The sequence below is a fragment of the Meiothermus sp. genome (genome assembly GCF_026004115.1).
In the GTDB taxonomy this organism is placed as follows: domain Bacteria; phylum Deinococcota; class Deinococci; order Deinococcales; family Thermaceae; genus Meiothermus.
On record NZ_BPIM01000001.1, the window covers coordinates 1,361,126 to 1,386,072 of the forward strand.

The following is a 24,947-nucleotide window of genomic DNA, read 5'->3' on the forward strand; positions in this document are numbered from 1 at the left end:
GGATTCAAAAAGACAGCCTCTAGTGTTTTTGGTTTTGTAAACTGTCTTTTTGAATCTGGTATTACGTAACTAAAAATGCTCTGGAGCGCTTTTATTTTCGCTCTGAAGTTATAGGGCGGCTTGATTCAGGGAGTAACGTTTGGATGAAATGCGTACCATTGCCAGAATCCATCTTTCAGCTCCGGATACTCCTTCAGGCTCCCGGATAGGGCCTGCAAGCCCTGCTCTGCCAGGCGTTGCTGGTCCAGGGCCTGGCTCAAATCCCCCCGGGCACGCATGGCCACCATCACTGCCTGGCGCAGCGAGAGCTTTTCCAGCGGGGGTATCCCTTGGACCTCCAGCAGCTCGAGGCCTTTTTGCAGGTCTTCGGGGGAAACCCGCCCCAGCCGGGCCTGGGCCCAAAGCCGAACGCTCCAGAGTTGCGAGGTGGTGGTGGGGTCGTCGGAGTGTGCATCCTGCACGGCCTGCAAAGCCAATGCCGGTTGGTTCAGCTTCAGCCGGGCCAGCCCTTCCACCCAGGACATGCGCGGGGGGTTCAGAAAGTCGGATAGGCGGGGCTCCTGGGAGAGCCGCTCGAGCCGCTTTAGGGCCTGTTCGGGCTGCCCCAGCGAGACCTCGCAGCGGGCCAGGTGGGTCTCGACCCAGGGCACTCGGCCCCACAGCCCCAGTTCCCGTGTGGACTCGGCCGCGGAGGCCAGCATGGCCGCCGCCTCGGCGGGCCGGCCCAGCCAGTGCAGGTCGTCGGCCAGCACCACCTGGTAGAACAGGGCGTCGGCCTGGTGCCCGCTTTGCTGGCTGAGTTCCAGGGCCTGGGATACCGCCCGGTAAGCGGCCCCCAGCGCCCCTCGGTACCAGTGCACCAGGCTCAGGTTGTTGAGAAACTTGGCCTCCATCTCGGGGTTTTGCGGCTCGCGGGCGCTTTGCAGGCCCTCCTCGAGGGGGCCCAGGGCGGCCTCGAAGTTGCTGCGCTGGTAGTGGATGGCAAACAGGTTCAAAAGGGCATAGCGCAGCAGGGTCACGTCCCCTATCTCCCTGGCCTCGGCAATGGCCTGTTCGGCCAGCTGCACCGCCTGCTCGTAGTGTCCCTGGGCCGCGGTGAAGGTGGCGGCGTTTTGCAGGGCGTTGTTCTGCCCGGTGCGGCTGCCCAGGGCCTGGGCCAGGCTTCGCTCGGCTTCGGTGTAGCGCAGGGCGGTTTCCAGGTGGCCCTGGCGGTAGGCGAAAATGCTCAGCCAGTCGTAAATGTCCAGAGTAAGAAGATCCTGCGGCAGGTGGGTAAGGGCCTGTTGTAAACGGGATTCGGCGGCCCTGAGATCGCCCATCGCCGCCAGGGCCCGGCCCCCCAGATAATGCGCCTGGCCCGATAGCGCAGGAGGCAGAGGCTGGTCTTGCAGCGCCAAGTTCGCCTGCTGCAAGGCTTCGGCGTACCGTGCGGAAAGCAGGTGGAGCTCGGCCCAGCCCAGCCGGGTTTCGGCTTGCAAGGCGGTATCTCCCAGTTGTGAGGCCAGTTGTTGCATGTGGCTTAGCGCCTCGGCCCAGGGGACGCGTTCGTCCAGGGTTTTCCAGAGCCGGGCCTGTTCGCGCCGAATTTCGAAGGCCACCCGGCCCTCTGCGCCGTCTGCCAGGGCTTTCTGGTACTGCTCGAGGGCCTCCCGGTGGGCATAGATCCGCACCGCGGCCTCGGCGGCCCGGATGCGCCAGGGGATGGCCGCTTGAGGTTTTCCACCTTCCTCCCAGTGCTCGGCAATGCGGGCGGGGTTGCCGCTTTGCCTTTCTAAGCCCTGGGCCAGCTTGCGATGCAACAACTGCCTGCGCTGGGCACCCAAACCCTCCCGGATCGAGCGCCGCACCAGATCGTGGCTAAAGGCGTAGCCGGGCCCCTGCGGCTGGAGCAGATTCGCAGCCAGGGCTTGCTCCAGGGCCTCCAGGCTCTCCCACTCCGAAAGGGCGGTGGCCCCTTCCAACTCTTCCAGGCCAAAACCATCGCCCGTCAGGCTGGCCGCCTCCAGAAGCCGCTGGGGTGCAGCCCCCAGCCCCTGCAGGCGGCGGGCCACCGCTTCCTGCACCGAGGCGGGCAAAGGCAGCTCGCGATAGTCCCTGGTCTCCTGGTCGTAGGGGGTGCGCCAGCCCTCGGGGCCCACCTGCAGCGCCCCCGACTCGAACAAAGCTTTGAGGGTTTCCAGTACGAACAGCGGGTTGCCCCCGGTGGCCTGGTGCAGGCGCTGGGTGAAGCGAATCGCGCCGCTCGAGCCCGATAAGGCCCGCACCAGCCGCAGGAGGTCGGTCTCAGAGAGCGGCTTCAGCTCAATCAGGATGGCCTGACCCTGAAGGACCTGTTGCTGGATGGTCTGCAGGATGAGGGGGTTCAGCTCTTCCCGCCGGAAGGCCACCAGAGGGTGCAGCACCCCCTCGGGCAGCAGCCGCCCCAGGGCGTAGGCGGCCACCTCGTTGCTGGCGGCATCCTGCACGAACTGCAAGTCGTCGGTCACGATGCTCCGCACGCCTCGCCGCCCCAGGGCCCGGATCACCTCGGTGATGGCCTCCAACAGACGCAGCTTGCCCTCCGGGGTGGTGATGGGAGGTGGCGCATCTTCCAGCTCGGGCACAAGCCGGGCAAGCTCCCGCCGTGCCCAGGGGGGAAGCTCCAGGCCGGGAAACTGGGCCAAGGACTGGCGAATGGCCCGGGTGTAGAAGGCGTAGGGGATGCCGCTATCGCCGGGCTGGGCTTGCAGGAGAAACAAGGGGCCCTTGTGCCTGGCAAACTCCTGCATCAGCCGGGTCTTGCCCACCCCCGCTGGCCCGCAGAGGTAGATGGCTTGCCCGGCCGCCCAGGCGGCTTCCATACGGGCCCACTCGGCCTCGCGCCCGATCAGGGGAGGGTCAAGCGCGAGGCCTATACCGGTCGGTGCAGGCGGGGGTGGGGGAGCGGCAAGGGTTCCCTGCTCGATCTGGCGGGCCAGTTCCAGGGTCTCGGGCAGCGGTTCTAGGTGTAATTCGTACCGGAGCAGATCTTTCAGCCGGGCAAAGCGGGCCAGCGCAGCCTCCCGCTCGCCCAGCAGGGCGTGCAGCCGCATGGCCTCGCGGTGGTGCAGTTCTTGCAGTTCGTCTTCGCGCAGGAGCCCCAGCCGCGCCGAGAGGGCCCCCCGCAGGTCGTGGGCGGCCTCGAGGCGTTCAGCTTGCCTTTGCAGGGCCTCGCGCCACAGGTGGGCCAGTTCTTCGCGCCGGGCCTCGATCCATTCGGCAAAGCCCTCCGCGCCCGAAAGCTCCAGCCCATCCAGCAACGGCCCCCGGTAGAGGGCCAGGGCGGGCTCGAGTTCCCCTTCCTTCAGATGCGCCCGGAACGCGGCCACATCGGTCTGGATAGGCCCCAGTTGCAGCATGTCGCGGTCTGTTTGCAGCAGGGTTGCAATAGGCGTATGCCGCAGCCGGTTGAGCTCGCGCCGCAGGTTGCTCCGGGCGGTGGCCTCATCTTGCTCGCTCCAGAACAGCCCGGCCAGCTTGCTCCGGGGGGTGGGGCCTTCCAGGGCCAGATAGGCCAGCAGCCCCAACAGCTTACGCGTGGGCAGCGCCAGCGGCCTTCCCGCCTGCTCCACCACAGGCGCTCCCAGCAAACGCAGACGAACCCCGGACATAGTTTGTTTTCAGGATAACCCACACGACGTCATGAAGCTGTTATGACCTGTCTCCACCATATCTGGGCTACTCAAGCCCCCATGCCAGAGAACTGCCTGAGCCCCTTGCGCCACAGCCAGCGATTGATTATCCAGAACACCGCGAACCAGACCCCCAGCACCAAAAACCCCTGGGCCACACTGCCCGTTACCGGCAGCCCCGCAAACAGCGCCGCCGGGAAGTAGACCAGGTAGGGAAACGGTGTGAGGAGTGCAATACTGCGGACGGCTTCGGGGAAAACCGACAGGGGCGCAATCAGACCCGAAAGAAAGAGATAGGCCATAAACCACAGCTCCTCCACGGCGGCCCCGCGCTCGGTCCAGAAGCAAAGCATGGCGAATGTGTACTGCATCAGGAAGCGCAACAGAAAAGCGGCCACCGAGGCCACCAGCCCCAACACCACACCTTCCAGCTCGGGCACGAAGCGAGCCTGCGGATAGACCAGCAGAAAAACCGCCACAATGACGAGCCCAAAGGGCAGCCGGGTCAGGCGCTCGGCCACGTGCTGCATCAGGTGATCCCAGCCGGGGTCAATGGGCTTCAGCAGCTTGAACGAGAGCCGCCCCTGCACCACGTCGTCCTGGAACTCCCAGATCACCCACACGATGGTGAGCTGGCGCACCAGAAACACGCATAGAAAATAGCGGGCGAACTCCTCTGCCGAAAGGGCAAAGCTGCCCCTTTCGGCAGCCTGCGTCCAGACCCCCATCAGAATCAGGGGGAGCATAGCCGAGAGGGCCCAGAGCAGCACCTCGGCGCGGTATTCCAGGAAGTAGGCGTACCAGACGGTCAAGAGGGCACGCAGCTTGCGCAGCACCCCTCTAGTTTACGACGGTATTTCTGGGTCACTTGCTCCGCAGCACCAGCACCGGCTTGTCCGAGCGGTGCAACACCGCTTCGGTCACCGAGCCCAGCATGAAGCGATCCAGCCCACTGCGCCCGTGGGTGCCCATCACGATCAGGTCGTGGTTCTTGGCTTCGGCCAGGATGGCGTCTACCGGCTTGGCCTCCACCAGCTTGGTCTCGGCCTCGACCCCGGCGGTCTGGGCCAGCTCGGCGGCCTTGCTGAGGGCTTCGCTCCCTACCCGCTTGAGGTCTTCGATCAGCTCGAGGCCATAGGGCACACTTTCAGGGCTGATCCACAGGCTCGAGCTGATGTTCTCCACCGCATACAAGAACGTCACGCTGGCCCCCATGCTTTTGGCGACCTCGAGGCCTTCCGTAATGGCTTTCTGGCTGCAAGCACTACCATCGGTGGGCATCAGGATTTTTTTGTACATTACGCCCTCCTTGTCCTTCTGACTCTAATCTAGCCTTCGTCTGTCAGGACGAAAGCCCCTGCGGAAGATTCCAGAAGTAACGCTCCTGTACCACCGCGTAACGCCCTCTATTTTGGGCCAAAAATCCGATAAACACAAGAGAATTCGCCCATCCGGCTGTCAAGCGCAAATAACCAAAATTAACGTAACAGTCCGCTGGTTGAGAAGCCCGATCAGCCCGCTCAAGACCTCCTACAATCGCATTTGCCTATGACCTTTCCAGAACTGCTTGCCAATCTAGTTGCCCGGGGGGTTTCCGACATCCACATGCACGTGGGGTTGCCCCTGATGGCCCGCCTGCACGGCAAACTTGGCCCCATCACCCAAAGCCCCCTCACGCCCCAGTACACTGCCGCGCTGGTCGATATGATGTGCAACGAGCGGCAGAAAGCCATTTTTGCCGAACGCAACCAGGTAGACCTGGCCTACTCAGTGCAGGGGGTGGCCCGTTTCCGCGTCAACCTGTTCCGCCAGCGCGGCTCGGTAAGCTGCGTAATGCGGGTGGTCAACTCCGACGAGAGCAAGCTCAAGATAGTCTCGCTGCCCCAGGAAACCATCAACTACTTCCGCGACAAGGAAAAAGGTCTGGTGCTGGTTACCGGCCCCACCGGCTCGGGCAAGTCCACCACCCTGGCCCGCATCCTCGACGAAATTAACCAGCACCACGCCAAAATGATCGTGACCCTGGAAGACCCCATCGAATACCTGCACCGGGGCAAAAATTCCATCGTGGTGCAGCGCGAGATTGGTCAGGATGCCCCCAGCTTCAAGGATGGGCTGGTAGCGGCTATGCGCCAGGACCCCGACGTAATCATGATCGGCGAGATTCGCGACCACGCCACGGCAACAGCAGCCCTGGAAGCGGCCCAGACCGGCCACCTGGTCTTCTCCACGCTGCACACCCTCGATACCGTGCGCACCGTCAACCGCGTGCTCGACCTCTTCCCCCCGCACGAGCGCGAGGTAGCCCGCATCCTCTTTGCCGAGTCGCTGGTAGGCATTGTCTCCCAGCGCTTGCTGCCCAGCAAGCAGGGGGGGCGGGTTTGTGCAATGGAAATCCTCAAGGGTAACCTGCGCATCCGCGACCTGATCAAAGACCCCGACCGCACCAACGAAATCTACGAGGCCCTCAAGGATTCGTCCCTCGATGGGATGCAGACCTTCGACGACCACCTGGCCGAGCTCTATGCCCGCGACCAGATTGACCTGGAAACTGCCCTGGCCCACGCCACCAGCGCCCAGTACGTCAAGGTGAAAGCCCTGCAAATCAATGCGGCCCGCCAGACGCTTATTGATGAGTCTTCCGCTCAACACAGCAACTAAAGCCGATGTACCCAGTGCCCACCCCGCCTAGGGCGGGTTTTCCTTTCTGCCCTAAACTGTTTCTATGCTTATCTACGGGCGAAACCCGGTTTTGGAAGCTCTGCGCGAGGGGCAGGTGGGGCAGGTCTGGGTAGCCAAAGGTGTGGAAAGCTGGCTCCTGAAGGAGCTGGACAAGCTGAGGGCCCCATACAAACTGGTACCCCCGCATCGAGCTGGATCAGATGGTCAAGACCACCCAGCACCAGGGCCTGGTGGCCGAGATTGAAGAAGCCACCTATGCCGACCCCGAGGCCCCCTTTCGCCTGGCCCAACAGCGCGGCGAGCAGGTCTTGCTGGTGGTGCTGGACGGCGTGACCGACCCACGCAACTACGGAGCCCTGATCCGCAGCGCCTTTGCGCTGGGGGCACACGGGGTGGTGACCGAAGAGCGCCGCAGTGCGCCCTTATCGGCCCTGGTGCTCAAAGCCTCGGCAGGTACGGCCCGCAAGATTCCCCTGGTGCAGGTCAAGAACATTACGCGATATCTGGAACAAATTAAGCAGCAGGGGGTCTGGGTGTACGGTACCAGCGGCAAAGCCAGCAAGACCATTGCCGAACTGGACTACCGCCGCCCCCTGGCGATTGTAATTGGCTCGGAAGGCGAGGGAATGCGTCGCCTGGTGAGTGAGCACTGCGACGAGCTGGCCAAAATTCCCCTGGCCGAAGGGGCGGAAAGCCTGAACGCGGCGGTGGCCTTGGGGGTGGTGCTGTATCAGGTGCGATTGGGACGCAGAACTTGAGCTTTTTATATACAATGCTGGACAAATGCCTGTACCAAACTATCAACGCTTCATGCTTCCATTGCTCCGGCTTGCCTCCGATGGCCTGGAGCATAACATGGATGAAGCCTACGAGATTTTGGCAAAACAATTTGGACTGACCCCAGAGGAAAGGACAGAACTATTGCCAAGTGGGGGGCAGAGCCGGTATGAAAACCGTGTTGGATGGGCCAGAACCTATTTGACAAAGGCTGGTTTGCTGGAGTCTCCTGCACGGGGGAGATTCCGGATCACCCAACTGGGTGTGCAGACCTTGCAATCTGGAGTTGCCGAGATAGATAACACATATCTCAGGCAGTTTCCTGGGTTTGTTGAGTTTAGAAAAAAGGAACGCTCCGAGGTCGAAGGTGAGTTGGGTGGAGAGGAAAATAGTACTAGCACGCCAGACGAACAACTCGAGCAGCTACACCTTTTGCTTCAAAAGCAGTTGGCACAAGACCTTTTGGATCGAGTTAGGCAGTGCTCGCCCGCTTTCTTCGAGCGACTGGTTGTACAACTATTAGTAGCCATGGGATATGGAGGCTCGGTGAGCGATGCTGGAAAAGCTGTAGGACGTAGTGGCGATGATGGCATAGACGGGATTATCAAACAGGATAGGCTTGGCCTGGATAACATCTACATTCAAGCAAAGCGATGGAACAACACCGTTTCGAGCGAAGTTGTTCGCACCTTTGCAGGAAGTCTTGCGGTACAAAAAGCCAATCGGGGTGTAATCATTACCACATCAGATTTTTCAAGCAGTGCCAAAGAAACAGCTAAAACGCTGGGGAATATCGTATTGATAGATGGGGAGACCCTGGCCCGATACATGATTGAATACAATGTGGGCGTCACGGTAGCTGCTCGCTATGAGATAAAAAGAGTAGATAGAGACTTTTTTGAGGAAGACTAGCGATAGTACTTTGCCGTATCGCGCAGATGTCCCTGGAAGTCCACGTTCAGGAACAAACGCCCCTGGGCGTGCAGGAAGTACAGGTATTTTTGGCCTTTGTCGTTGGTGCGCACGGGGTTAAGAACGGCCTGCAGGGCTTCGGCGCCGGGGTTGCCAATGGCACCGGGGGGCAGGCCGCGCCGGGTGTAGCTGTTGTAGGGGGTGTCCTTTTCGAAGTCGCCCGCGCTGCGGTTGAGTTCGGGCAGACGCTTGCCCAGGCCGTAGGCCACCGTGGGGTCGGCCTGGAGGGGCATCCCGATTTCCAGACGGTTGAGGAAGATGCCGGCGATAACGGGCTTTTCGCTGCTGTTGGCGGCCTCGGCCTGCACGATGGAGGCCAGCGTGACCCAGTCGTGGATGCTTTTTAGCCCAAGCTGCTTCAGGCGGCTCAGGGCCTGGGGCGTGAACTCCTGTTGCATGCGGCGGGTCATGGCGCGGATTACGTCTTCGGCGGTGTAGTCGAGGGGGAAATCGTAGGTAGCGGGGAAGAGGTAGCCCTCGAGGCTGGGCCCACTGGCCTCTACGGGACGCAGCTCGGCGGTAGGGTTATTAACCAGCTCGAGGAAGCGGGGGCCGTCCAGGTTGTTGTCACTCAGGCGCTGGGCCATGTCCACCGCCCGCCAGCCTTCGGGAAAGGTGATGCGTACCGTGAGGGGGCGCGACTCGTCGGTGATGGCCAGGGCGATGGCCCGCAGACCCTTGCCCTCGAGCTTGTAGTAGCCAGGCTTGAGTTCTTTGTCCTGCCCCGAAAAGCGCAGGTACAAAGCAAACAGGTAGCCCGAGCGCACCAGCCCGGCCTGCTCGAGCAAACGCCCCACGGCGGTGGCCCCGCTGCCTTTGGGAATTCGAATCTCGGCGGTGGTGCCGGTAGGGCCCATCAGGTACAGGGCGTAGCCCAACACCACCGCCACCAGCACAAACATGAACAGCACCCCCCGCAGAATCCAGCGGGTGGGCGACTTGCCCCGTTCCCGGGGGCCGTCGGGGGCCGTCGGGGGTGTCTCTGAAAGGGAGGTCTTGTTGGGCTCATCCATGCTACATACTCCGAAATACGCGGCTTATGCACCTGCCAAATAAGACTCGAGCAGCGCAATGGCTGCGGCTTCGTCTAGCTTACCCTTCTCTTGCCGGATGCGCTTGGGGGCGTTCCTCAGGCGGTGCTGACCCAGCTTGGTGGTGTAGCGCTCGTCCAAAAGCTCGACGTGCAGGCCCTGCTCGCGCATGGCCTCGACCAAGGCCAGCACCGATTCGGCCTGCGTACTCAGGCTGCCGTCGGTGCGCAGGGGGAGCCCCACCACAAAGCGCTCGGCCCGCTCCTGTTCGGCCAGGGCCGCCAGGGCTTTGAGGTCGGCCTCGAGGCCCTTGCGAACCAGGTAGCCCCGGCCAAAAGCCCAGGGTGAGCCCGTCTCGCCGACCGCCAGGCCAATCCGGGCTTCCCCTACGTCCAGCGCCACTACTTTCATCCTGTCTATTATTTCGCCTGGCTGGCTAGAGAAAATGAGGATACACTGCCAAGTTTCGAATTTGTGCTTTTGTCGTCTGATTCCGGATTCAAAAAGATAATCATCCAAACCAAAGATCCCCCAGAGGCTATCTTTTTGAATCCTAGAGCACACCCCCCCGAACGGTCGGCGAAAAAAGCGCCTCCCTTCCAAAGGGGCTTACGCCCTCCGCTACGCGGATAACTTCCAAAGGGCGGTATCGCCCTCCGCTACGCGGATAACTTCGGCCCTGTTGGTTCGGCGCCGGATGGCGGCGAACTAACCGAATCTGGTATCAGGGCCTGTGGCGCCTGGCCCGGGGTATGCGGGGGGGCTGGAGCGGTCTTGAGGGGGTCGTAGGCCCTACCTCAGCGCTGCCTCGAGCGCCGCAAAGGCCTTGTCCAGGTCGAAGCCCCCGCCCTGGGCCAGCGCTCCTTTACCGCCGCCGCGCCCCCCGGCGGCCTCCGAAAGCTTCTTCATCACCGCGCCGGCATCCAGGCCCTTGCTCTGGGCGGCCTTACCCACCTTGATGACCAGGTTCTGCCCCGACCCCACCGCCACCAGGTCGGCCTTGTACTTGTTCAGCAGCTCGTCGGCTGCGCCGCGCAGGGCGCCGGCCTCGATGCCCTCGAGCTTCACCGCCAGGTAGGTGTAGCCGTTCGCCTCCTGCAGCCGGGCCCCCGCCGAGCCGCCCCCAAGCTGGGCTCGAGCCAGCTCCAGCTTGAGCTTCTCAACTTCCTTTTCCCGCGTCTTGAGCTCGTCTTGCAGTTTGCGCACCCGCTCCGGCAGGCTTTCGGGGGCCGCACCCAGCTCGCGGGACAAGCCGTTTACCCGATCCAGCATCTCGCGCACGTAGCGCACCGCCCCGCTGCCAGTGAGGGCCTCAACCCGCCGCACCCCCGCCGCCACCGACTCCTCGGCTACAATCACAAAGGCCCCAATCTCGCCGGTGCGCCGCACATGGCAGCCGCCGCACAGCTCCTTGGAGGTCACGTTGTCCACCGCGCCCTCCACGCTCACCACCCGCACCACATCACCGTACTTTTCACCGAACAGGGCCATGGCCCCTTCCTTGCGGGCTTCTTCCAGGGGCTTGTAGGTGTAGCTGACCGGGAAGTCGGCCTGAATCCAGCGGTTGACCAGCAGCTCGACCCGGGCCAGGTCTTTGGCGGCAATGGGTTCAAACTGGCTAAAGTCGAAGCGCAGGCGGTCGGGCCCCACGTAGCTTCCTTTTTGCTGAACGTGCGTGCCCAGCACGGCCCGCAGAGCGGCGTGCAGCAGGTGGGTGGCGGTGTGGTTTTTCTCGGTATCGCGCCGGTGCGGGTCCACCAGAGCCCGCACCACCGTGCCGGCCCTCAGGGTGCCCTCTTCTACCCGGGCCAGATGCAAAAAGATGCCATCGGGGTTTTTCTGGGTAGTGGAAACCTTGGCCCAGCCCCCCTCCCACTCCAGAATGCCCGCATCCCCCACCTGCCCACCCCCTTCGGCATAGAAGGGGGTCTTGTCCAGCACCACCTGCACCTCGGATCCGGCAGGGGCTTCTTGCAGGGTCTGCTCGCCTACCAGCAAGAGCTTGACCCGGACCTGGGCTTCCAGGTTCTCGTAGCCCACAAAGTTGGTGCTCCCGTAGTCGGCGGCCAGGGCGGCCAGGGCTTCGTTGGATTTTTTGAAGAGTTCCTTGTCGAAGGCCATGCGCTGACGAGCCAGCTCCTGGGCCTCTTCCAGGGCTTTCTCGTAGCCCTCGGTGTCCACCTTGATGCCGCGCTCGTCGGCAATCTCCAGCGTAAGGTCGAGCGGGAAGCCATAGGTGTCGTAAAGGGTGAAGGCGTCCCGGCCCGCAAGGGTGTCGCCCGGCTGCAGGCCGGCCAGCATGCTGTCCAGGCGTTTGATGCCGCTTTCCAGGGTGCGCAAAAACTGCTCCTCTTCGATTCGGATCTGCTTTTGCACGCTCTCGAGGTTCTCTTTGAGCTCGGGGTAGACCCCGCCCATCACCTCCGCCACCACCTCAGCCAGCTTGTACATGAAGGGCTCGCGCAGGCCCAGCAGGTAGCCAAAGCGCACCGCCCGGCGCAACAATCGCCGCACCACATAGCCGCGCCCGGTGTTGGAGAAGTGGGCCCCATCGGCCAGGATAAAGGCCACCGCGCGGGCATGTTCGGAAATCACCCGGTGCGCCACCGAACTGGGGCCTTCATAACTGACGCCGGTCAGCTCCACAATTTTGGCAATCAGGGGCTGGAACTCGTCGGTCTCGTAAAAGTCGGTCACGCCCTGCAAGACCATGGCCACCCGGGCCAGGCCCATGCCGGTGTCGATGTTGGGCTTGGGCAAAGGTTCCAGGATGCCCCCGTCTTTGCGGTCGTACTGGGGGAAAACCAGGTTCCAGATCTCCACAAAGCGGTTGGACTCGCGGGTCTCGTAGTAGTCGGCCCAGGTATCGCTGCCAAACGCGGGCCCCCGGTCGTAGTAGATTTCGCTGCACGGCCCGCAGGGGCCGTTGGGGCCTTTGGTGGGGGCGTTTTGCGGCCAGAAGTTTTCGTCGGCATCGAAGCGATGGATTTTTTCCGGGGGTACGCCCACCCGCGTCCAGTGTTCGAAGGCCTCGTCGTCGTCCTTGTAGATGGTCACATAGATGCGTTCGGGGTCCAGCCCCAGCCACTTTGGGTCGGTCAGGAACTCCCAGGCCCACTCGATGGCCTCTTTTTTGAAGTAGTCGCCAAAACTGAAGTTGCCCAACATCTCAAAGACCGTCTGGTGTCGGTTGGTGCGCCCCACGTTCTCGATGTCGCCGGTGCGCACCGACTTCTGGCAGGTGGTCACCCGATACCACTCGCCCTCGTGGCCGGGAAAAACCGGTTTTTTGCCCAAAAAGTAGGGCTTGAGGGGGGTCATACCGGCGTTGATGAAGAGCAGCGTAGGGTCGTCCTGGGGGATCACGCTAAAGCTCGGCAGGCGCAAATGCCCCTTGGACTCGAAGAACTGAAGAAATTTCTCGCGGATTTCGGCGGTTTTCATCGTGGCCTCTCATACCAGATTCGGTTAGTTCGTCACTGAAGGGTGACGAACTAACCCGACCGAAGGGAGTGCTCTAGGATTCAAAAAGACAGCCTCTGGTGTTTTTAGTTTTGTAAACTGTCCTTTTGAATCCGGTATCAAACCCATTCAGCATAAAAATGATACCCCGCCAGGCAAACCCCCGCCGACCCCTTCATAGCGAAGGGATGCATCCAGCAGGTGGCTCGAGCAGCGGCCCACCGGCAATTATGCAGATTGCTTGTGCCTTTTGTAAGGCCGGGGTCGGTGCGTGAACCCTAGCAAACCTCAGCCAGGGGCGCTTCAGACGCCTGGGGTTGCAAAAATGCTCGTAGCAAGGCGAGATGGCTGGGTGTTATGCCCCCACCTAGCCTCCCCCGTTGGGGGAGGAAGGCGTGGCTTTACTTTATGCACCAGCCCTGCAAGGGCAGGATGTCCTCGTTGGATGCCCGGCGCTTTGGTAGAATACCCTTTCGTGAACTACGGCATTTTCGACGATATCGCCCAGGCCGCCCTGGAAAAAACCCAGGCCGATCTGGCCCGGTATCCCTACGAACGCTTCGAAACTTATTACACCTTCGCCGACAAAACCATCATCCCCACCTTCCTGACCCAGCCGGTCTCGCGCACCCAGGTCAACACCCGGCAGTTGTTCCATACCACCAAGGGCACCCTGGAGCTCTTCCCCGCCTTTGGGGCCTCCATGAGCATGATGCGCAGCCGCTTCGCCCGCGACGTGTGGGACGAGGGCAAGGGGGGGGTACACGTTTTGCCCAGAGTAGGGCTATCCGACGACGAACGCCTTGCAGATGTACGGGCCAGTGCTCCCGCCCTGGTGGGGGCGGCGCTCGGTATTAACGAGAAAGAAGAATTCCTGGCCGAGCTCTTCGCGGAACCCAACCTGATTTTCGCTTCGATTGACATTGCCCACGGGGCCAATGCGGCGGTGCTGCCGGTGCTGCACAAGATACGCGGGTTGGGCCTCGACAGCGGTATCATCCTGGGCAACGTGGGCTCCATCGAGGGCTTTGCCTACGCCTACTGGCTGATGAAGCTCTCGGGCTTCCGGCACTTCATCCTCAAGGTGGGGGTGGGGCCAGGTTCGGTCTGTACCACCCGCATCAACACCGGCGTGGGGGTGGGGCAGCTTTCGTTGCTGGAAGAAATACGTCGGTTCCAGTCGGTGGTGGGCTATGCCGACGTTCAGATAATCGCCGATGGTGGGGTGAACAGCTCGGGCGACTTCGTGAAGGCCCTGGCCTACAGCGACGGGGTGATGATGGGTAAGTTCTTTGCCTCCGGCAGCTTCGAGGACGAGGTTTTGATCAAAAAAGATGGGCACCTCGAGGGCGTCTTGCTCTACGGCATGGCCTCCTCGCTGGTCACCGAAAAGCGCAACTTCATCGAGGGCTCCTCGCAGACCCTGCGGGCCTTCCACCACACCGCCCAGGAAGCCATTGCCCGCCTGCGCGAGGGCTTGCAAAGCGCCATGACCTACGTCAACGCCACCAACCTGACCGAGTTCAGGGGCAACGTGCGCTTTGCCAGGAACTCGGCGGCGGCCATCACCGAGGCCGGGGTGCACTAATCAGCCGTCGGTCTGCTCCAGGCCATAAATACCCAGGTACCGCCGGATTCTTGCCTCCAGCGTCGGCAACGGCGCGACCTCGCCACAAACCCAGTCCGGGGTGTAGTTGCGGCAGACCTGCGGGCGCAATGGGTAGATGGTGCACGCACACCCGGCGTCCAGATGTTTGCAGGGCACGCCCAGGGGCTTTTGCAAGGCGGTGATGTCGGGAGCGGCACAGCAGGCCCCACACAGGCTGCACTCCTGGCGCCAGAAGCTAGAAGGATAAACCGGGTTCATCGGGCCTGCTGCAATACCTCGCGAATGCGCCAGAAAGCCAGGTAAAGGTGGTGGGCCTCGTGCACCAGGAAGAGCTCGAGCCACTCCCGCAGGGGCATCGGGCCCGCTGCGCTGTGGATGCCCACCCGCTCCAGTTGGGCTTCGCTCAGGGCCGCGACTTGCTGATTGAGCTGGGTCCTAAGCTTTTTGAGTTCGGCCAGCACCTCTTGGGGCGAGCGCTCTAGCAGCAACAAAAAGGCCGGTTCGGTGTCGGGTTTGAGCCGCTCGATCAGGGGGGCCCTCTTCCTGCAGGATGCGGGCCATGCGATCCTGGGTGACCAGGGTGAAGTGGGCCAGGTGGGCCAAGTTCTCGAGGGCCGACCACTTCTCGGGCAGACTGCGCTGGCGCAGTTGCTCGGGGGTCGCTTTGCCCACAATTTGCGGTAGTCCGGCCAGGGATAGCTCAAAACGGGTCAACAGGGTGCTTTTCATGCCTCTAGCTTAGGTCAAATGGGAATGTCCAACCGGATATTATTCCAGGTTTCGCCCCCGTCCCTCTCTTCGAATACCCCACACCCGGGCACATACCCCACTTTTTTCAGCGTTTGCGGTTATTCTGATGGGCGTGGAAGTTCTGGCACTGGTCTATCGCAACCTACGGGCGCGGCCCATTCGTAGCATTTTGACTTTGCTGGGAATTGTGGTCTCGACGGCCTCGATGGTGCTTTTTTTGTCGTTTGGAGAGGGGCTGCGCAAGGCCCTGGGGGCGGAGTTGTCCAATGTGGGGCCGGCCATTCTGGTGCTTCCCGAAGGCGTGGAGGCCATCAGCCCCGGCTACCCCGAGCTGCGCCCCGACACCTTACGGCAGATTCAATCTGTGGCGGCGGAACTGGGCATCACCCAGGTGATTCCCACGGCCACTTTTGCCCGGGGGGGCTTTGATCCCTCGAGCAGCTTCATCTTTCAGGGCCTGCCCCAGGGGTTCGGGCCCAAAGACCTCTATCCAAACGCCGAGCTCGAGTCCGGCAGCCCCACCCCCGGAGTGTCCGGTGCGGTGGTGGGTGGGGGCATTGCCCAGCGCAACAACCTTTCGCTGGGGAAGACCTTGCGGCTCAGTCCACAGGTTTCGCTCAAGGTGGTGGGGGTGCTACAGAAGACCGGTGGCATTACCGATAGCTTCATCTTTGTTCCCATAGAGTCGGTGCAGGCCGTGCTCAATACCGAAAACTACACCTCGATTCTGGTCTCCATAGACCCGGGTCGTCGGGCGGAAGAGGTGGCCCGCGGGCTTAAGGAAAAAATCTCCGGCGTGGAAGCACAAACCGCGGGTGATGTGATGCGCTTCGCCGAGCGGGCGGTGCGGATTTCCGACCTGGTGCGCTTTGGCATCAGCCTGGTGGCGCTGGTGGTGGGCGGTCTGTTGGTGGCCAACACGGTGATGATGTCGGTCTACGAGCGCATCCGCGAGTTTGGCCTGATGCGGGCTTTGGGGGCCAAGCGGGGTTTCATCTTTGGCCTGGTGCTGCTGGAAGCCTTGCTGCTGGGTGTGGTGGGAGGGTTGCTGGGCCTGGTGTTGGGGCAGGCGGCCTCGGGGCTGGTCAACTGGTACACTGGCCGTGAGGTGGGTATTGCCCTCTCGGCCGTGACCTTCCGCCTGGCCTCCTTTGCCCTGCTGGTGGCGGTGGTGCTGGGCCTGCTGGCCGGGTTTTTGCCGGCCCGCACCGCCAGCCGACTGAAGGTGGTCGAGGCGTTGGGGAGGGTTTGATGCTCGAGGCCATTAACCTGCACAAGCGCTACCACCAGGGTGAGATTGACGTGGTGGCGGTGGATCATTTCACCTATCGCTTCCCCGCCGGCCTGACCGCCATTGTGGGGCCTTCGGGTTCGGGCAAGACCACCCTCCTGAATCTGCTGGCCGGCTTCGACGTGCCCAGCGAAGGTGAGGTGCGGCTCGATACCACCCCGCTTTCGACCCTCTCCGAGGATGGCCGCTCGGAAGTGCGCCTCAAGCACATGGGCTTCGTGTTTCAGCAGTGGAACCTGATTCCCACCCTGACTGCCCTGGAAAACGTGGCCTTCCCCATGATGCTGGCGGGCTACGGCTTCAAGGCGCGCACCGACCGGGCCGCCCATCTGCTGGAAGCCGTGGGATTGGGCCCGCGGGGCAGCCATCTGCCCAGCAAGCTATCGGGCGGGGAGCAGCAGCGCGTAGCCATTGCCCGCGCCCTGGCCCTGAACCCACCCATCCTGTTTGCCGACGAGCCTACCGGCAACCTCGACTCGGTTTCGGGGGCCCGGGTGGTGGAGTTGCTTTTGCAGCAGGCGCAGGAGGGCCGCACGGTAATTCTGGTCACGCACGACCTCGAGCTCGCCCGCAAGGCCGAGCGCATCCTGCACCTCAAGGATGGCAGGCTCTTGCGGGTGGAAGAGTTCACCGCAGCAGCCGTGCTGGCCCACACCGCAGAACAGGTCTAGTGGTCTGGTAACCTAGAACGCAGTATGCACTTTAGTGCAGCGTCGTATAGACCCCCATACACTGCCTGCCCTCTCCTGGCAGGGGAGGGCAAGGGTGGGGTTGGTGGGGTTGCCATAGAAGGGCAAATCCCCAGGTACCCAGGTATAGCCATCTCTACGACGCTGTATTTAGTGCCTCCCAATGAGCCGTTCATCGCAATTATGGGTAATCAACGTGCTTTAAAACATGCCACACAATAAGTTACCGGTGCACTAGCCCCACCTCCGAGAGGTCCGCCATGAAACAGCAATCCGAAGAACTCCTCCGTGTGCTCAAAAGCCGTTTCGAGCAACACCCGCACCGCCACCCCGGGCTCAAGTGGGCCGATATCGAGGCCCGGCTCCTGGCCCAGCCACACAAGCTGGCCTCGCTGCTGCAAATGGAAAACACCGGCGGGGAGCCGGATGTGGTGGGCTACGACGCAACGAGCGGTGCGCTTTTGTTTTTCGACTGCTCGCCCGAAAGCCCTAAAGGCCGCCGCAGCCTCTGCTACGACCGAGCGGCCCTCGAGGCCCGCAAGGCAAACAAACCGGCGGGCTCGGCATTGGAGATGGCTGCCGCTATGGGCCTCGAGCTGCTGACCGAAGAGCAGTACCGGGCCCTGCAACAACTGGGCCCCTTCGATACCAAGACCTCGAGCTGGCTACAAACCCCCAAACCCATCCGAAAACTTGGCGGGGCCCTCTTTGGCGACCGCCGCTATAACTGCGTGTTCGTGTACCACAACGGGGCCGAGTCGTACTACGCCGCGAGGGGCTTTCGCGGCTGTTTGCGTGTGTAACTGTTTGCTGGTGCCGGGAGCGGGACTTGAACCCGCACAGGCTTGCGCCCGCTACCCCCTCAAGATAGTGTGTCTACCAGTTCCACCATCCCGGCAGGCAAACATTAGGTTAGTGGGGCTTGGGGCGCTTGTCAAGGAGACCTTCCCAGTGCACAGGGCTGGTGCATAAAGTAAAACCTCTCCTTCCTCCCCCAACGGGGGAGGCTAGGTGGGGGCCTAATACCCGGCCTGGTCGCCTGTCTACGAGCATTATTTTGCAACACTGGCTATCTAGAGCGCACTAAGCTAAGGTTTGCAGGGGTTTACGCACCGACCCTGTCCCAGTGCACCGGTGCAGCCCCGACAAAACCCCTCGCCCCCACCCGGCCAGCCCCCGTTACCAAAGGCGTTACCCCCCCTTTAGCCCCCAAAAACCCCGCCGCAACCGCACCCCCTTGTGGCCCAAAGCCCACAAAAGCGCCCATCCCCACACAGTGTAAGCAACTTCCAAAAATGACCCATTATGTTTTGCGCAAAATGCTATAATGCCTTTGTCAAGCTTCTCGACAGCGCTTCTTGAAAACCAAAACGTGCGATAAAAAAGGCAAACCCGCGCTATAAAAAATCCAAAAGTGCGGATTTGTAAGCACCCATCGCAAAAACTGCCATTTTCTACCCAGTTATCCACAGCCCCCCTGTGGATAACTCGATTTTCTCATAAATACCCCCCTCCAGCCCCCTGTACAGGACGGCATTTAACGGGGTATGCTGTCGCAAAACCTTAGCCCCGAAAGGGGATTGCAACTCGAATGTAGCAGCGGCCGGGCGAGCGTGCCCGACCGCGTGTCGCAAAACCTTAGCCCCGAAAGGGGATTGCAACGGGCGGGCAGATGCTCGCCCTGCGCCGACGCTACCAGGTCGCAAAACCTTAGCCCCGAAAGGGGATTGCAACATCTGAAGAGGTGAGGGCGGCCTCGGCTGCAGCGCGGGGGTCGCAAAACCTTAGCCCCGAAAGGGGATTGCAACAGGTTCTTTTGCTCTCGCGCTTCGACGATAGCTGGGGAAGAGTCGCAAAACCTTAGCCCCGAAAGGGGATTGCAACTATACAGCGCTGCTTGGTGTAACTAGCCAAACCTCTAATCGCAAAACCTTAGCCCCGAAAGGGGATTGCAACCATCAAATACGGATTGCCGGCTTTACTAATACGCGGATATCGCAAAACCTTAGCCCCGAAAGGGGATTGCAACCCCGAAAATGTTTTTGAGTTTGGGTGCCATGTTTACTCCATCGCAAAACCTTAGCCCCGAAAGGGGATTGCAACCGCTTAAAGTGATGTGTACCAACCCCACCACCGCCACCGAATCGCAAAACCTTAGCCCCGAAAGGGGATTGCAACCTGTCCAGGCAGCTTATCCACTGTTGGCCAGGCCCGAAGGGTAGGGTTTGTTTTTTGACCCTTGGGGCTGTTTTTTTGATATACCTGTGACATGGAAGCCCAAACCCGCAAAGTGCTCATCCTGACTGTGGGGCAGACCCTCGAGCCCCTGGAGTTCTCCCTCACCGAACACACCCCGGAGGGGGTAGTTTTTGTGGCCAGCCAGGGGAGCCAGCCGGTCGCGGGGGAGCTGGTGCGGCGCTATGGCGATGCACTGCGCTTTCATACCCTGCTTCTGGACGACCCCGAGGACATGGGCGAAATTTTCCGCAAGGCACGGGAGGCCCTGCGCAAAGCACTGGACTGGGAAGCCCAGGTGATCGTTGCCGACATTACCGGCGGCACCAAGACCATGGCGGCGGGTGTGGTGCTGGCGCTAAGCGGGCAGGGGGTCACCTTCAGCTACGTGGGCGGCGCCAAGCGCGACGACAGGGGGCGGGTGGTGAGCGGCTCCGAGCAGATGCGCTTCCTGGAAGACCCCACCCAGCGCTACGGCCTGCGCGAGTGGGAGGGCTTCCGGCGGGCCTGGAACCAGTGCGACTACCGCGCTGCGCAGGAGTTTTTGAGCGAGCTGCTGGCCCGGCCCCTCACCCCCTCCGAGCAGCGCTTTTACCAGCACCTCAAAGGTGTGAGCGAGGCTATGCAGGACTGGGATCTCTTCCACCACAAGACAGCCTGGCAGAACCTGGAGGAACACCTCGAGCCCGCCCTGACCGTTGCCGAGGCCTGGGGGCATGGGGCCAAGGTGCGGGTGTTGCAGGCTTTGAAGGAGGCCAAAGCCCGCCTGCGCCAAATTCTGGACAAGGAAGGCAAGCCCACCCTGGCCCTGCTGGCGGACTTGCTGGCCAACGCCGAGCGGCGGGCGGCCCGGGGGCGCTTTGACGATGCCCTGGCCCGGCTGTACCGGGCCATCGAGATGGCCGTAGAGGCCGATATCCTCGAGCGCACCGGGGTGCTGCTGGATGACGAGAAGACCTTCACCGAGGCCTACGAAAAGCATCTTTCCCTTGCCAAACGCTACCAAGAAGCGTCGGGGCTGCGCGAAGCGCTCAGTGTTGCGTCGGCTTTCGATGGGGCCCTGGGAGCGACCAACACCCTGGCCCAGCGGCTCTATGCCGATTACACCGACAAAGGCCAGCTCGGCAATCTCCTGACAGCGCGCAACCAGAGCATCCTGGCCCACGGCCATCAGCCGGTGAGCGAGGCCCACTACACCGACCTGCGGGATTATCTGCGTGGTTTTGGCCTCGAGGCCGCCCCGGCCTGGCCCAACTGGTAACAGGGCTTGAAGGGGCCCGGTCTTGGGTGTAGGGTGTACCTGGGGCCCGCTAGGGCTCACACAACCCGGCCAAGTTTTGGTGCTTGGGCGCGTAGCCCAGGCTTAAAGTGGGGAAGTCCGGTGAAAATCCGGCACTGTCGCGCAGCGGTAACGGCGCACTGGGGTGGCCCAGCCACCACCGCCCGAAGTCCGAATACCTGCCAAAACGCCCTCCCACCCGATACGGAGGGCACCTCTCGCAAGAAGGGGGAGTTTCGGGGAATTACTAGTTTTTGGTAGCGTCCTCACTCCCGAGGGCGTTTTTTTTCGCCCTGTGGCGCATAGCCCGCCACCGAAAAAACGCCCCTCACGCGAAGCCGGGTTGGGAAAGGACGCAATGTGAAGAGATGGTTTTTATGGTTGTTTTTGGTTTTGGGTCTTCAGCTTTCGGCTTTGGGCTTGGCCCAGTACCCCCGCACCCTCACCGACGACCTCGGCCGCAGCGTCACCCTCAAGGCCGCACCCCAGCGCATCGTAACCCTGCTGCCCTCGGTTACCGAGACCCTTTGCGCCATGAACGCTTGTGGGCGGCTGGTGGGCGTGGACGACTTTTCCGACTTTCCCGAGGCGGTCAAGCGGCTGCCCAAGGTGGGGGGGTATTTCAACCCGAACCTCGAGGCCATGGTGGCCCTCAAGCCCGACCTGGTGATTGTTTCGATTTACGGCAAGCTGCATGAGTCGCTGGAGAAAGCCGGGGTGGCCAGCTTTGCCGTCCGGGCCGAAACCTACGACGACATCTTCCGCACCACGCGGCTTTTGGGCCGGGTGCTGGGCCTGGAGTCGCAGGCCGAGCGGCTGGTGGCCCGCATCCAGCAAGAGGTATATGCAGTCGAGAGCAAGGCCGCCAAGGCCACCACACGGCCCACCGTCTACTACGAGATAGACCCCACCCCCTACACGGTGGGCCCCGACTCCTTTATCGGGGTACTTATCGCCAAGGCCCGGGGGCAGAACATTGTGCCCAGGGAGCTGGGGCCCTTCCCCCAGATCAGCCCCGAGCTGGTGGTGCAAAAGAACCCCGCCATCATCGTGCTGACCCATCCGGGGGCTGCCGACCTGCCCAGGCGGGCGGGCTGGAGCAACCTGGCGGCCATCCGCAACAAGCGGATCTGTGCCTACACCGGCGAGCAGGACAACCTGCTCTCGCGCCCCGGCCCCCGGGTGGCCCAGGGCTTGCAACTGCTGGTGGGGTGTTTCCATCCTGACCTACGGTAGGTTTGCACACGGCCATGCAAAAAAGCTCCTATGCTGCCCCACAGGCTTCCTTGGCCCAAGGAGGAGGCGGGCACTGGCGTGCTCGCAGGCTGCTGGTGTTTGGGGGCTTGTTGGTGCTATTGGCGCTGAGTTTGGTGCTGGGGGTGGGGCAAGGGGCGGTGGCCACTGCACCCAAAGAGGTGGTGCGGGCTTTGCTGGGCCTGCACGAAAACCCCATCATCACCGAACTGCGCCTGCCCCGCGTGCTGGCGGCCATGCTGGTGGGGGCGGCGTTGGGCCTCTCGGGGGCGGCTTTCCAGGGCCTGTTCCGCAACCCCCTGGCCGACCCCTACCTGATGGGATCGGCGGCGGGAGCGGCCTTTGGGGTCACGCTGGCGGTGAGCGCTTTGGGCGGGCTTTCGGGGGCCTTTGCCCAGCACGAGGTGTTTGCTTTCTTGCCGGCTTCCGCTACGCTTTTTGGCTTTCTGGGCGCGGTAGGGGCGGTGGCCCTGACGCTCCTCTTATCGGGGGGTGCCAGCCGCACCAGCGACCTGATTCTGGCCGGGGTGGTGGTGGGGAGCGTGCTGGTTAGCCTGACCAGCTACCTGATGTTGCAGGACGCCGACCGGGTGCGGGCGGTGTTTGCCTACACCCTGGGCAACCTGGCCTTCGTGGGCTGGAGCGGGGTGGGGTCGTTGGCGCTGTATCTGTTTGGCACGCTCCCCATCTTTTTGCTGCTGGGGCGCACCCTCAACGCCCTCTCGCTGGGCGAAGAAACCGCCCGCAGCCTGGGTCTGCCGCTGGGCTGGCTTAAGCTCTGTATCATCGGGGCCGTCACCTTGCTCACGGCGGCGGCGGTGGCCCAGGCGGGCATCATCGGCTTTGTGGGGCTGGTGGCCCCGCACATCCTGCGCCGGTTGGGGGGCGGCGACTACCGCTACCTGCTGCCGGCCTCGGCCCTGGGGGGGGCGGTTTTGCTGGCGCTGGCCGACCTGCTGGCCCGTACCCTGATCGCCCCCGCCGAACTGCCGGTGGGCATCCTGACCACGCTGTTGGGGGGGCCCTTCTTTTTGTACCTGCTGTGGCAGGGGAGGCGCAAGGCATGACCGGCGAAGTGCAACTACCCAGCCCAGGCCCGGTGGACGGGGCCCTTCATCCAGGGCTCTGGGCCCGTGGCCTGTCTTTTTCCTACCGCAACCGGGCGGTGTTGCGGGAGGTGAGCCTCGAGCTTCGCCCCGGCGAGTGGCTGGCCCTTTTGGGCCCCAACGGGGTGGGGAAGAGCACCCTGCTGCGGCTGATGGCAGGGCTGCTCAGGCCAACTGCGGGCGAGGTGCGGCTGGGAGGGGAGCGCCTGGAGCGGCTGTCGAGCTGGGCGCGGGGCCAGCAGATTGCCTTTCTGCCCCAAAACGGGGGCTACCCCGAAGACCTCACCGTAGAGGAGGTGGTGTTGCTGGGGCGCACCCCCCACCTGGGGTTGCTGGGCCGGGCCGGGAAGGCCGATGCCGAGGCCGCCGACTGGGCCATGGCGCAAACCCAGGTAACCGAGTTTCGCCACCGCCTGCTGCCCACCCTTTCCGGCGGGGAGCGCCAGCGGGCGCTGCTGGCCCGGGCGCTGGCGGCGCGTCCGCGGTTTCTGCTTCTAGACGAGCCCACCAACCACCTCGACCTGCACCACCAGGCCGAGTTTATCTGTTTGCTGGCGAATCTGCGGGCCCAGGACATCGGCATCCTGACGGTGCTGCACGACCCCAACCTGGCCCGCCTTGCGGATCGGGTGGCCTTTATGCAGGAGGGTCGGCTGATGGCTTTGGGCACACCGCTCGAGGTGCTCCAGGAGCCCCTTTTGCAGTCGGTGTATGGCGGCTGGGTGCGGGTGCACGCGGTGGACGGTGAGCCGGTGGTGCTTCTGGGAGGGTAGATGCAGGCCAGCCTCAAAGTGACCCCCACGCTCTTGCTATTAGACCTGGGCGAAGTGCGCCGCCTTATCACCCAGGATGGCCCCCGGCTGGCCCGCTATATTGCAGTGCTGCGCGAGCCGCACGCCCGCTGTGTGCGCTTGCGGGGGGTGGGGGTTTCGGCCCTGATGCGAAAGGGCATTCCGCCAGGCGAGACCCTGCTCTACACCCTGCCGGACGACCCGCTGGACTTCGAGCAAGAGGGTCCCAGCCTGCACCTGCCGGGGCTTCGGCTGTATTTGGGCGGCCCTCCGGCGTTTGTCGAAACCCCCTTCTATGCTTGGGTGGAACCATGAGCGAACTCTGGCTGGTGCGCCACGGGCAGACGACCTGGAATGTGGAGGGCCGGCTGACCGGCTGGACCGATGTGCCCCTTACCCCTCTGGGGGAGCAGCAGGCCCGGGCTTTGGCTGGGTGGCTTGGGCAGGAGGGCTTCGATGGGGTGCTGGCCTCGGATCTACAGCGTGCGGTGCACACCGCACGGCTGGCCTATGGCGAGCCCCAGGCCCGGCTGCCTGAGCTGCGCGAGCTGCACTTTGGCGACCTCGAGGGCCTGCGCTGGGCCGAGCTGCCCGAAGCCCAGCAGAAGGCCCTGCTGGCCTTCGAGGGCTTCCAGGCCCCCGGCGGAGAGGCCACCGCAACCCTGCGGGAGCGGGTGTACGGCTTCTTTGACCGCCTACCCCCAGGCCGCCATCTGGTCTTCACCCACGGGGGGGTGCTGCGGATGGTGCTGCGCGAGTTTGACCAGGATCGTTTCCTGCCGCCCTGTGCGGTGCTGGGGCTGGACTGGGCCCACAAGCGGGTGCTGTTTGTGCGCGGGGAGGGGGCCGATGCAAGCTAGGCTCATCCTGGTGACGGGGGGCGCCCGTGCGGGCAAGAGTGCTTTTGCCCAGGAGTGGGCCCAGGCCCTGGGTGAGCCGGTCAGTTTTATCGCCACCGCCCAGGCCCTCGACGAAGAGATGCGCCAGCGCATTGCACGCCACCAGGCCGAGCGCCCCCCGGGCTGGGAGACCCTGGAAGAGCCCCTCGAGGTGCCCCAGGCCCTCGCACGCGCCTTGGGCCGGGTGGTGCTGCTGGACTGCCTGACCTTGTGGGTTTCCAACCTGATGCTGGCCGGGCGCGAGGTCTTGCCGGAGCTGGAGAACCTTCTGGCGCTCTGGGCCGAGACCGGCAAAACCCTGCTGGTGGTCAGCAACGAGGTGGGCATGGGCATCGTGCCCGACAATGCCCTGGCCCGGCGCTACCGCGACCTGCTGGGCGCGGCCAACCGTCGCATAGCCGAGGAGGCCGATGTGGTGTACCTGCTGGTTGCGGGGATTCCCCTGAAGCTTAAGTCGTTGTAAACAAAGC

At 62.9% G+C, this 24,947-nt stretch carries 21 protein-coding genes, 1 tRNA gene, 2 pseudogenes, 1 CRISPR repeat array and 1 riboswitch; of the genes and pseudogenes, 14 read left to right on the forward strand and 10 right to left on the reverse strand.

The window, feature by feature from the left end:
- Nucleotides 1-125: 125 nt before the first annotated feature.
- The 3 genes from Q0X23_RS06465 to Q0X23_RS06475 all read right to left on the reverse strand — a co-directional run bounded on the left by Q0X23_RS06465 (nt 126) and on the right by Q0X23_RS06475 (nt 4,949).
- Nucleotides 126-3,629, reverse strand: coding sequence for an AAA family ATPase (locus Q0X23_RS06465; protein ID WP_297859548.1), 3,504 nt, complete (start codon nt 3,627-3,629; stop codon nt 126-128).
- 71 nt (nt 3,630-3,700) lie between these two features.
- Nucleotides 3,701-4,483 carry an ABC-2 family transporter protein gene (locus Q0X23_RS06470; RefSeq protein WP_297861178.1) on the reverse strand — a complete coding sequence of 261 codons (783 nt, stop codon included), beginning with the start codon at nt 4,481-4,483 and terminating at the stop codon, nt 3,701-3,703.
- A gap of 31 nt (nt 4,484-4,514) precedes the next feature.
- Nucleotides 4,515-4,949: a universal stress protein gene (locus Q0X23_RS06475; RefSeq protein WP_297859549.1), complete on the reverse strand. Its 435-nt coding sequence runs from the start codon at nt 4,947-4,949 to the stop codon at nt 4,515-4,517.
- 249 nt (nt 4,950-5,198) lie between these two features.
- Here Q0X23_RS06475 and Q0X23_RS06480 point away from each other — a divergent pair, with 249 nt between their 5' ends.
- The 3 genes and pseudogenes from Q0X23_RS06480 to Q0X23_RS06490 all read left to right on the forward strand — a co-directional run bounded on the left by Q0X23_RS06480 (nt 5,199) and on the right by Q0X23_RS06490 (nt 8,021).
- A complete protein-coding gene (locus Q0X23_RS06480) occupies nt 5,199-6,311 on the forward strand; it encodes a type IV pilus twitching motility protein PilT (RefSeq protein WP_297859550.1) in 1,113 nt (370 codons plus the stop codon).
- 64 nt (nt 6,312-6,375) lie between these two features.
- Nucleotides 6,376-7,090, forward strand: a pseudogene (rlmB, locus tag Q0X23_RS06485) (23S rRNA (guanosine(2251)-2'-O)-methyltransferase RlmB).
- Nucleotides 7,091-7,142: 52 nt separating this feature from the next.
- Complete coding sequence (locus tag Q0X23_RS06490; RefSeq protein ID WP_297861179.1) at nt 7,143-8,021, forward strand: restriction endonuclease; 879 nt, start codon at nt 7,143-7,145, stop codon at nt 8,019-8,021.
- Here the strand turns inward: Q0X23_RS06490 and mltG are convergent.
- The 3 genes from mltG to alaS form a co-directional block, all read right to left on the reverse strand.
- On the reverse strand, nt 8,018-9,094 hold the full coding sequence (mltG, locus tag Q0X23_RS06495) for an endolytic transglycosylase MltG (protein WP_297859551.1): 1,077 nt from the start codon (nt 9,092-9,094) through the stop codon (nt 8,018-8,020). The genes Q0X23_RS06490 and mltG overlap by 4 nt on opposite strands.
- 24 nt (nt 9,095-9,118) lie before the next feature.
- A complete protein-coding gene (ruvX, locus tag Q0X23_RS06500; RefSeq protein WP_297859552.1) occupies nt 9,119-9,523 on the reverse strand; it encodes a Holliday junction resolvase RuvX in 405 nt (134 codons plus the stop codon).
- Between the two features lie 381 nt (nt 9,524-9,904).
- Nucleotides 9,905-12,556, reverse strand: coding sequence for an alanine--tRNA ligase (gene alaS, locus Q0X23_RS06505; RefSeq protein ID WP_297859553.1), 2,652 nt, complete (start codon nt 12,554-12,556; stop codon nt 9,905-9,907).
- 493 nt (nt 12,557-13,049) lie between these two features.
- Between alaS and Q0X23_RS06510 the strand changes: the two genes are divergently transcribed.
- Nucleotides 13,050-14,162: an IMP dehydrogenase gene (locus Q0X23_RS06510; protein ID WP_297859554.1), complete on the forward strand. Its 1,113-nt coding sequence runs from the start codon at nt 13,050-13,052 to the stop codon at nt 14,160-14,162.
- Here the strand turns inward: Q0X23_RS06510 and Q0X23_RS06515 are convergent, their stop codons facing one another.
- Nucleotides 14,163-14,441: a YkgJ family cysteine cluster protein gene (locus tag Q0X23_RS06515; protein WP_297859555.1), complete on the reverse strand. Its 279-nt coding sequence runs from the start codon at nt 14,439-14,441 to the stop codon at nt 14,163-14,165.
- Nucleotides 14,438-14,912 (reverse strand): annotated as a pseudogene (locus tag Q0X23_RS16155) (DinB family protein). Before Q0X23_RS16155 ends, Q0X23_RS06515 begins: the two are co-directional and overlap by 4 nt.
- Nucleotides 14,913-15,045: 133 nt before the next feature.
- Between Q0X23_RS16155 and Q0X23_RS06530 the strand changes: the two are divergent.
- From Q0X23_RS06530 to Q0X23_RS06540, 3 genes are all read left to right on the forward strand, one after another.
- Complete coding sequence (locus tag Q0X23_RS06530; protein WP_297859557.1) at nt 15,046-16,185, forward strand: ABC transporter permease; 1,140 nt, start codon at nt 15,046-15,048, stop codon at nt 16,183-16,185.
- Nucleotides 16,185-16,895 carry an ABC transporter ATP-binding protein gene (locus tag Q0X23_RS06535; protein WP_297859558.1) on the forward strand — a complete coding sequence of 237 codons (711 nt, stop codon included), beginning with the start codon at nt 16,185-16,187 and terminating at the stop codon, nt 16,893-16,895. Before Q0X23_RS06530 ends, Q0X23_RS06535 begins: the two co-directional genes overlap by 1 nt.
- 278 nt (nt 16,896-17,173) lie before the next feature.
- Nucleotides 17,174-17,716, forward strand: a complete 543-nt coding sequence (locus Q0X23_RS06540) for a DUF4256 domain-containing protein (protein WP_297859559.1) — start codon at nt 17,174-17,176, stop codon at nt 17,714-17,716.
- An 8-nt stretch (nt 17,717-17,724) separates the two neighbouring features.
- On the opposite strand, the gene Q0X23_RS06545 is transcribed toward Q0X23_RS06540, so the two are convergent.
- Together Q0X23_RS06545 and Q0X23_RS06550 are read right to left on the reverse strand one after the other, a co-directional pair.
- Nucleotides 17,725-17,811 (reverse strand) — tRNA-Leu (locus Q0X23_RS06545).
- Nucleotides 17,812-18,018: 207 nt separating this feature from the next.
- Nucleotides 18,019-18,180 (reverse strand): hypothetical protein, encoded by a 162-nt coding sequence (locus Q0X23_RS06550; protein ID WP_297859560.1) that lies wholly within the window; start codon nt 18,178-18,180, stop codon nt 18,019-18,021.
- Between the two features lie 286 nt (nt 18,181-18,466).
- A CRISPR array of direct repeats spans nt 18,467-19,091; the repeat unit is 34 nt; unit sequence TCGCAAAACCTTAGCCCCGAAAGGGGATTGCAAC.
- A gap of 91 nt (nt 19,092-19,182) precedes the next feature.
- Between Q0X23_RS06550 and Q0X23_RS06555 the strand changes: the two genes are divergently transcribed.
- From Q0X23_RS06555 to cobU, 7 genes are all read left to right on the forward strand, one after another.
- Nucleotides 19,183-20,409, forward strand: coding sequence for a TIGR02710 family CRISPR-associated CARF protein (locus tag Q0X23_RS06555; RefSeq protein ID WP_297859561.1), 1,227 nt, complete (start codon nt 19,183-19,185; stop codon nt 20,407-20,409).
- Between the two features lie 60 nt (nt 20,410-20,469).
- Nucleotides 20,470-20,629: riboswitch (cobalamin riboswitch) on the forward strand.
- Between the two features lie 158 nt (nt 20,630-20,787).
- Complete coding sequence (locus tag Q0X23_RS06560) at nt 20,788-21,663, forward strand: ABC transporter substrate-binding protein (protein WP_297859562.1); 876 nt, start codon at nt 20,788-20,790, stop codon at nt 21,661-21,663.
- 14 nt (nt 21,664-21,677) lie between these two features.
- Nucleotides 21,678-22,748, forward strand: coding sequence for an iron ABC transporter permease (locus tag Q0X23_RS06565; RefSeq protein ID WP_297859563.1), 1,071 nt, complete (start codon nt 21,678-21,680; stop codon nt 22,746-22,748).
- Nucleotides 22,745-23,560 carry an ABC transporter ATP-binding protein gene (locus Q0X23_RS06570; protein WP_297859564.1) on the forward strand — a complete coding sequence of 272 codons (816 nt, stop codon included), beginning with the start codon at nt 22,745-22,747 and terminating at the stop codon, nt 23,558-23,560. Before Q0X23_RS06565 ends, Q0X23_RS06570 begins: the two co-directional genes overlap by 4 nt.
- Nucleotides 23,561-23,893 carry a hypothetical protein gene (locus Q0X23_RS06575; protein WP_297859565.1) on the forward strand — a complete coding sequence of 111 codons (333 nt, stop codon included), beginning with the start codon at nt 23,561-23,563 and terminating at the stop codon, nt 23,891-23,893.
- The gene (locus Q0X23_RS06580) at nt 23,890-24,438 is read left to right on the forward strand and encodes a histidine phosphatase family protein (RefSeq protein WP_297859566.1); all 549 of its coding nucleotides are present in this window, start codon (nt 23,890-23,892) and stop codon (nt 24,436-24,438) included. The genes Q0X23_RS06575 and Q0X23_RS06580 overlap by 4 nt, the downstream gene beginning before the upstream one ends.
- Nucleotides 24,428-24,940, forward strand: coding sequence for a bifunctional adenosylcobinamide kinase/adenosylcobinamide-phosphate guanylyltransferase (gene cobU / locus Q0X23_RS06585; protein ID WP_297859567.1), 513 nt, complete (start codon nt 24,428-24,430; stop codon nt 24,938-24,940). The genes Q0X23_RS06580 and cobU overlap by 11 nt, the downstream gene beginning before the upstream one ends.
- The last annotated feature ends 7 nt before the right edge of the window (nt 24,941-24,947 follow it).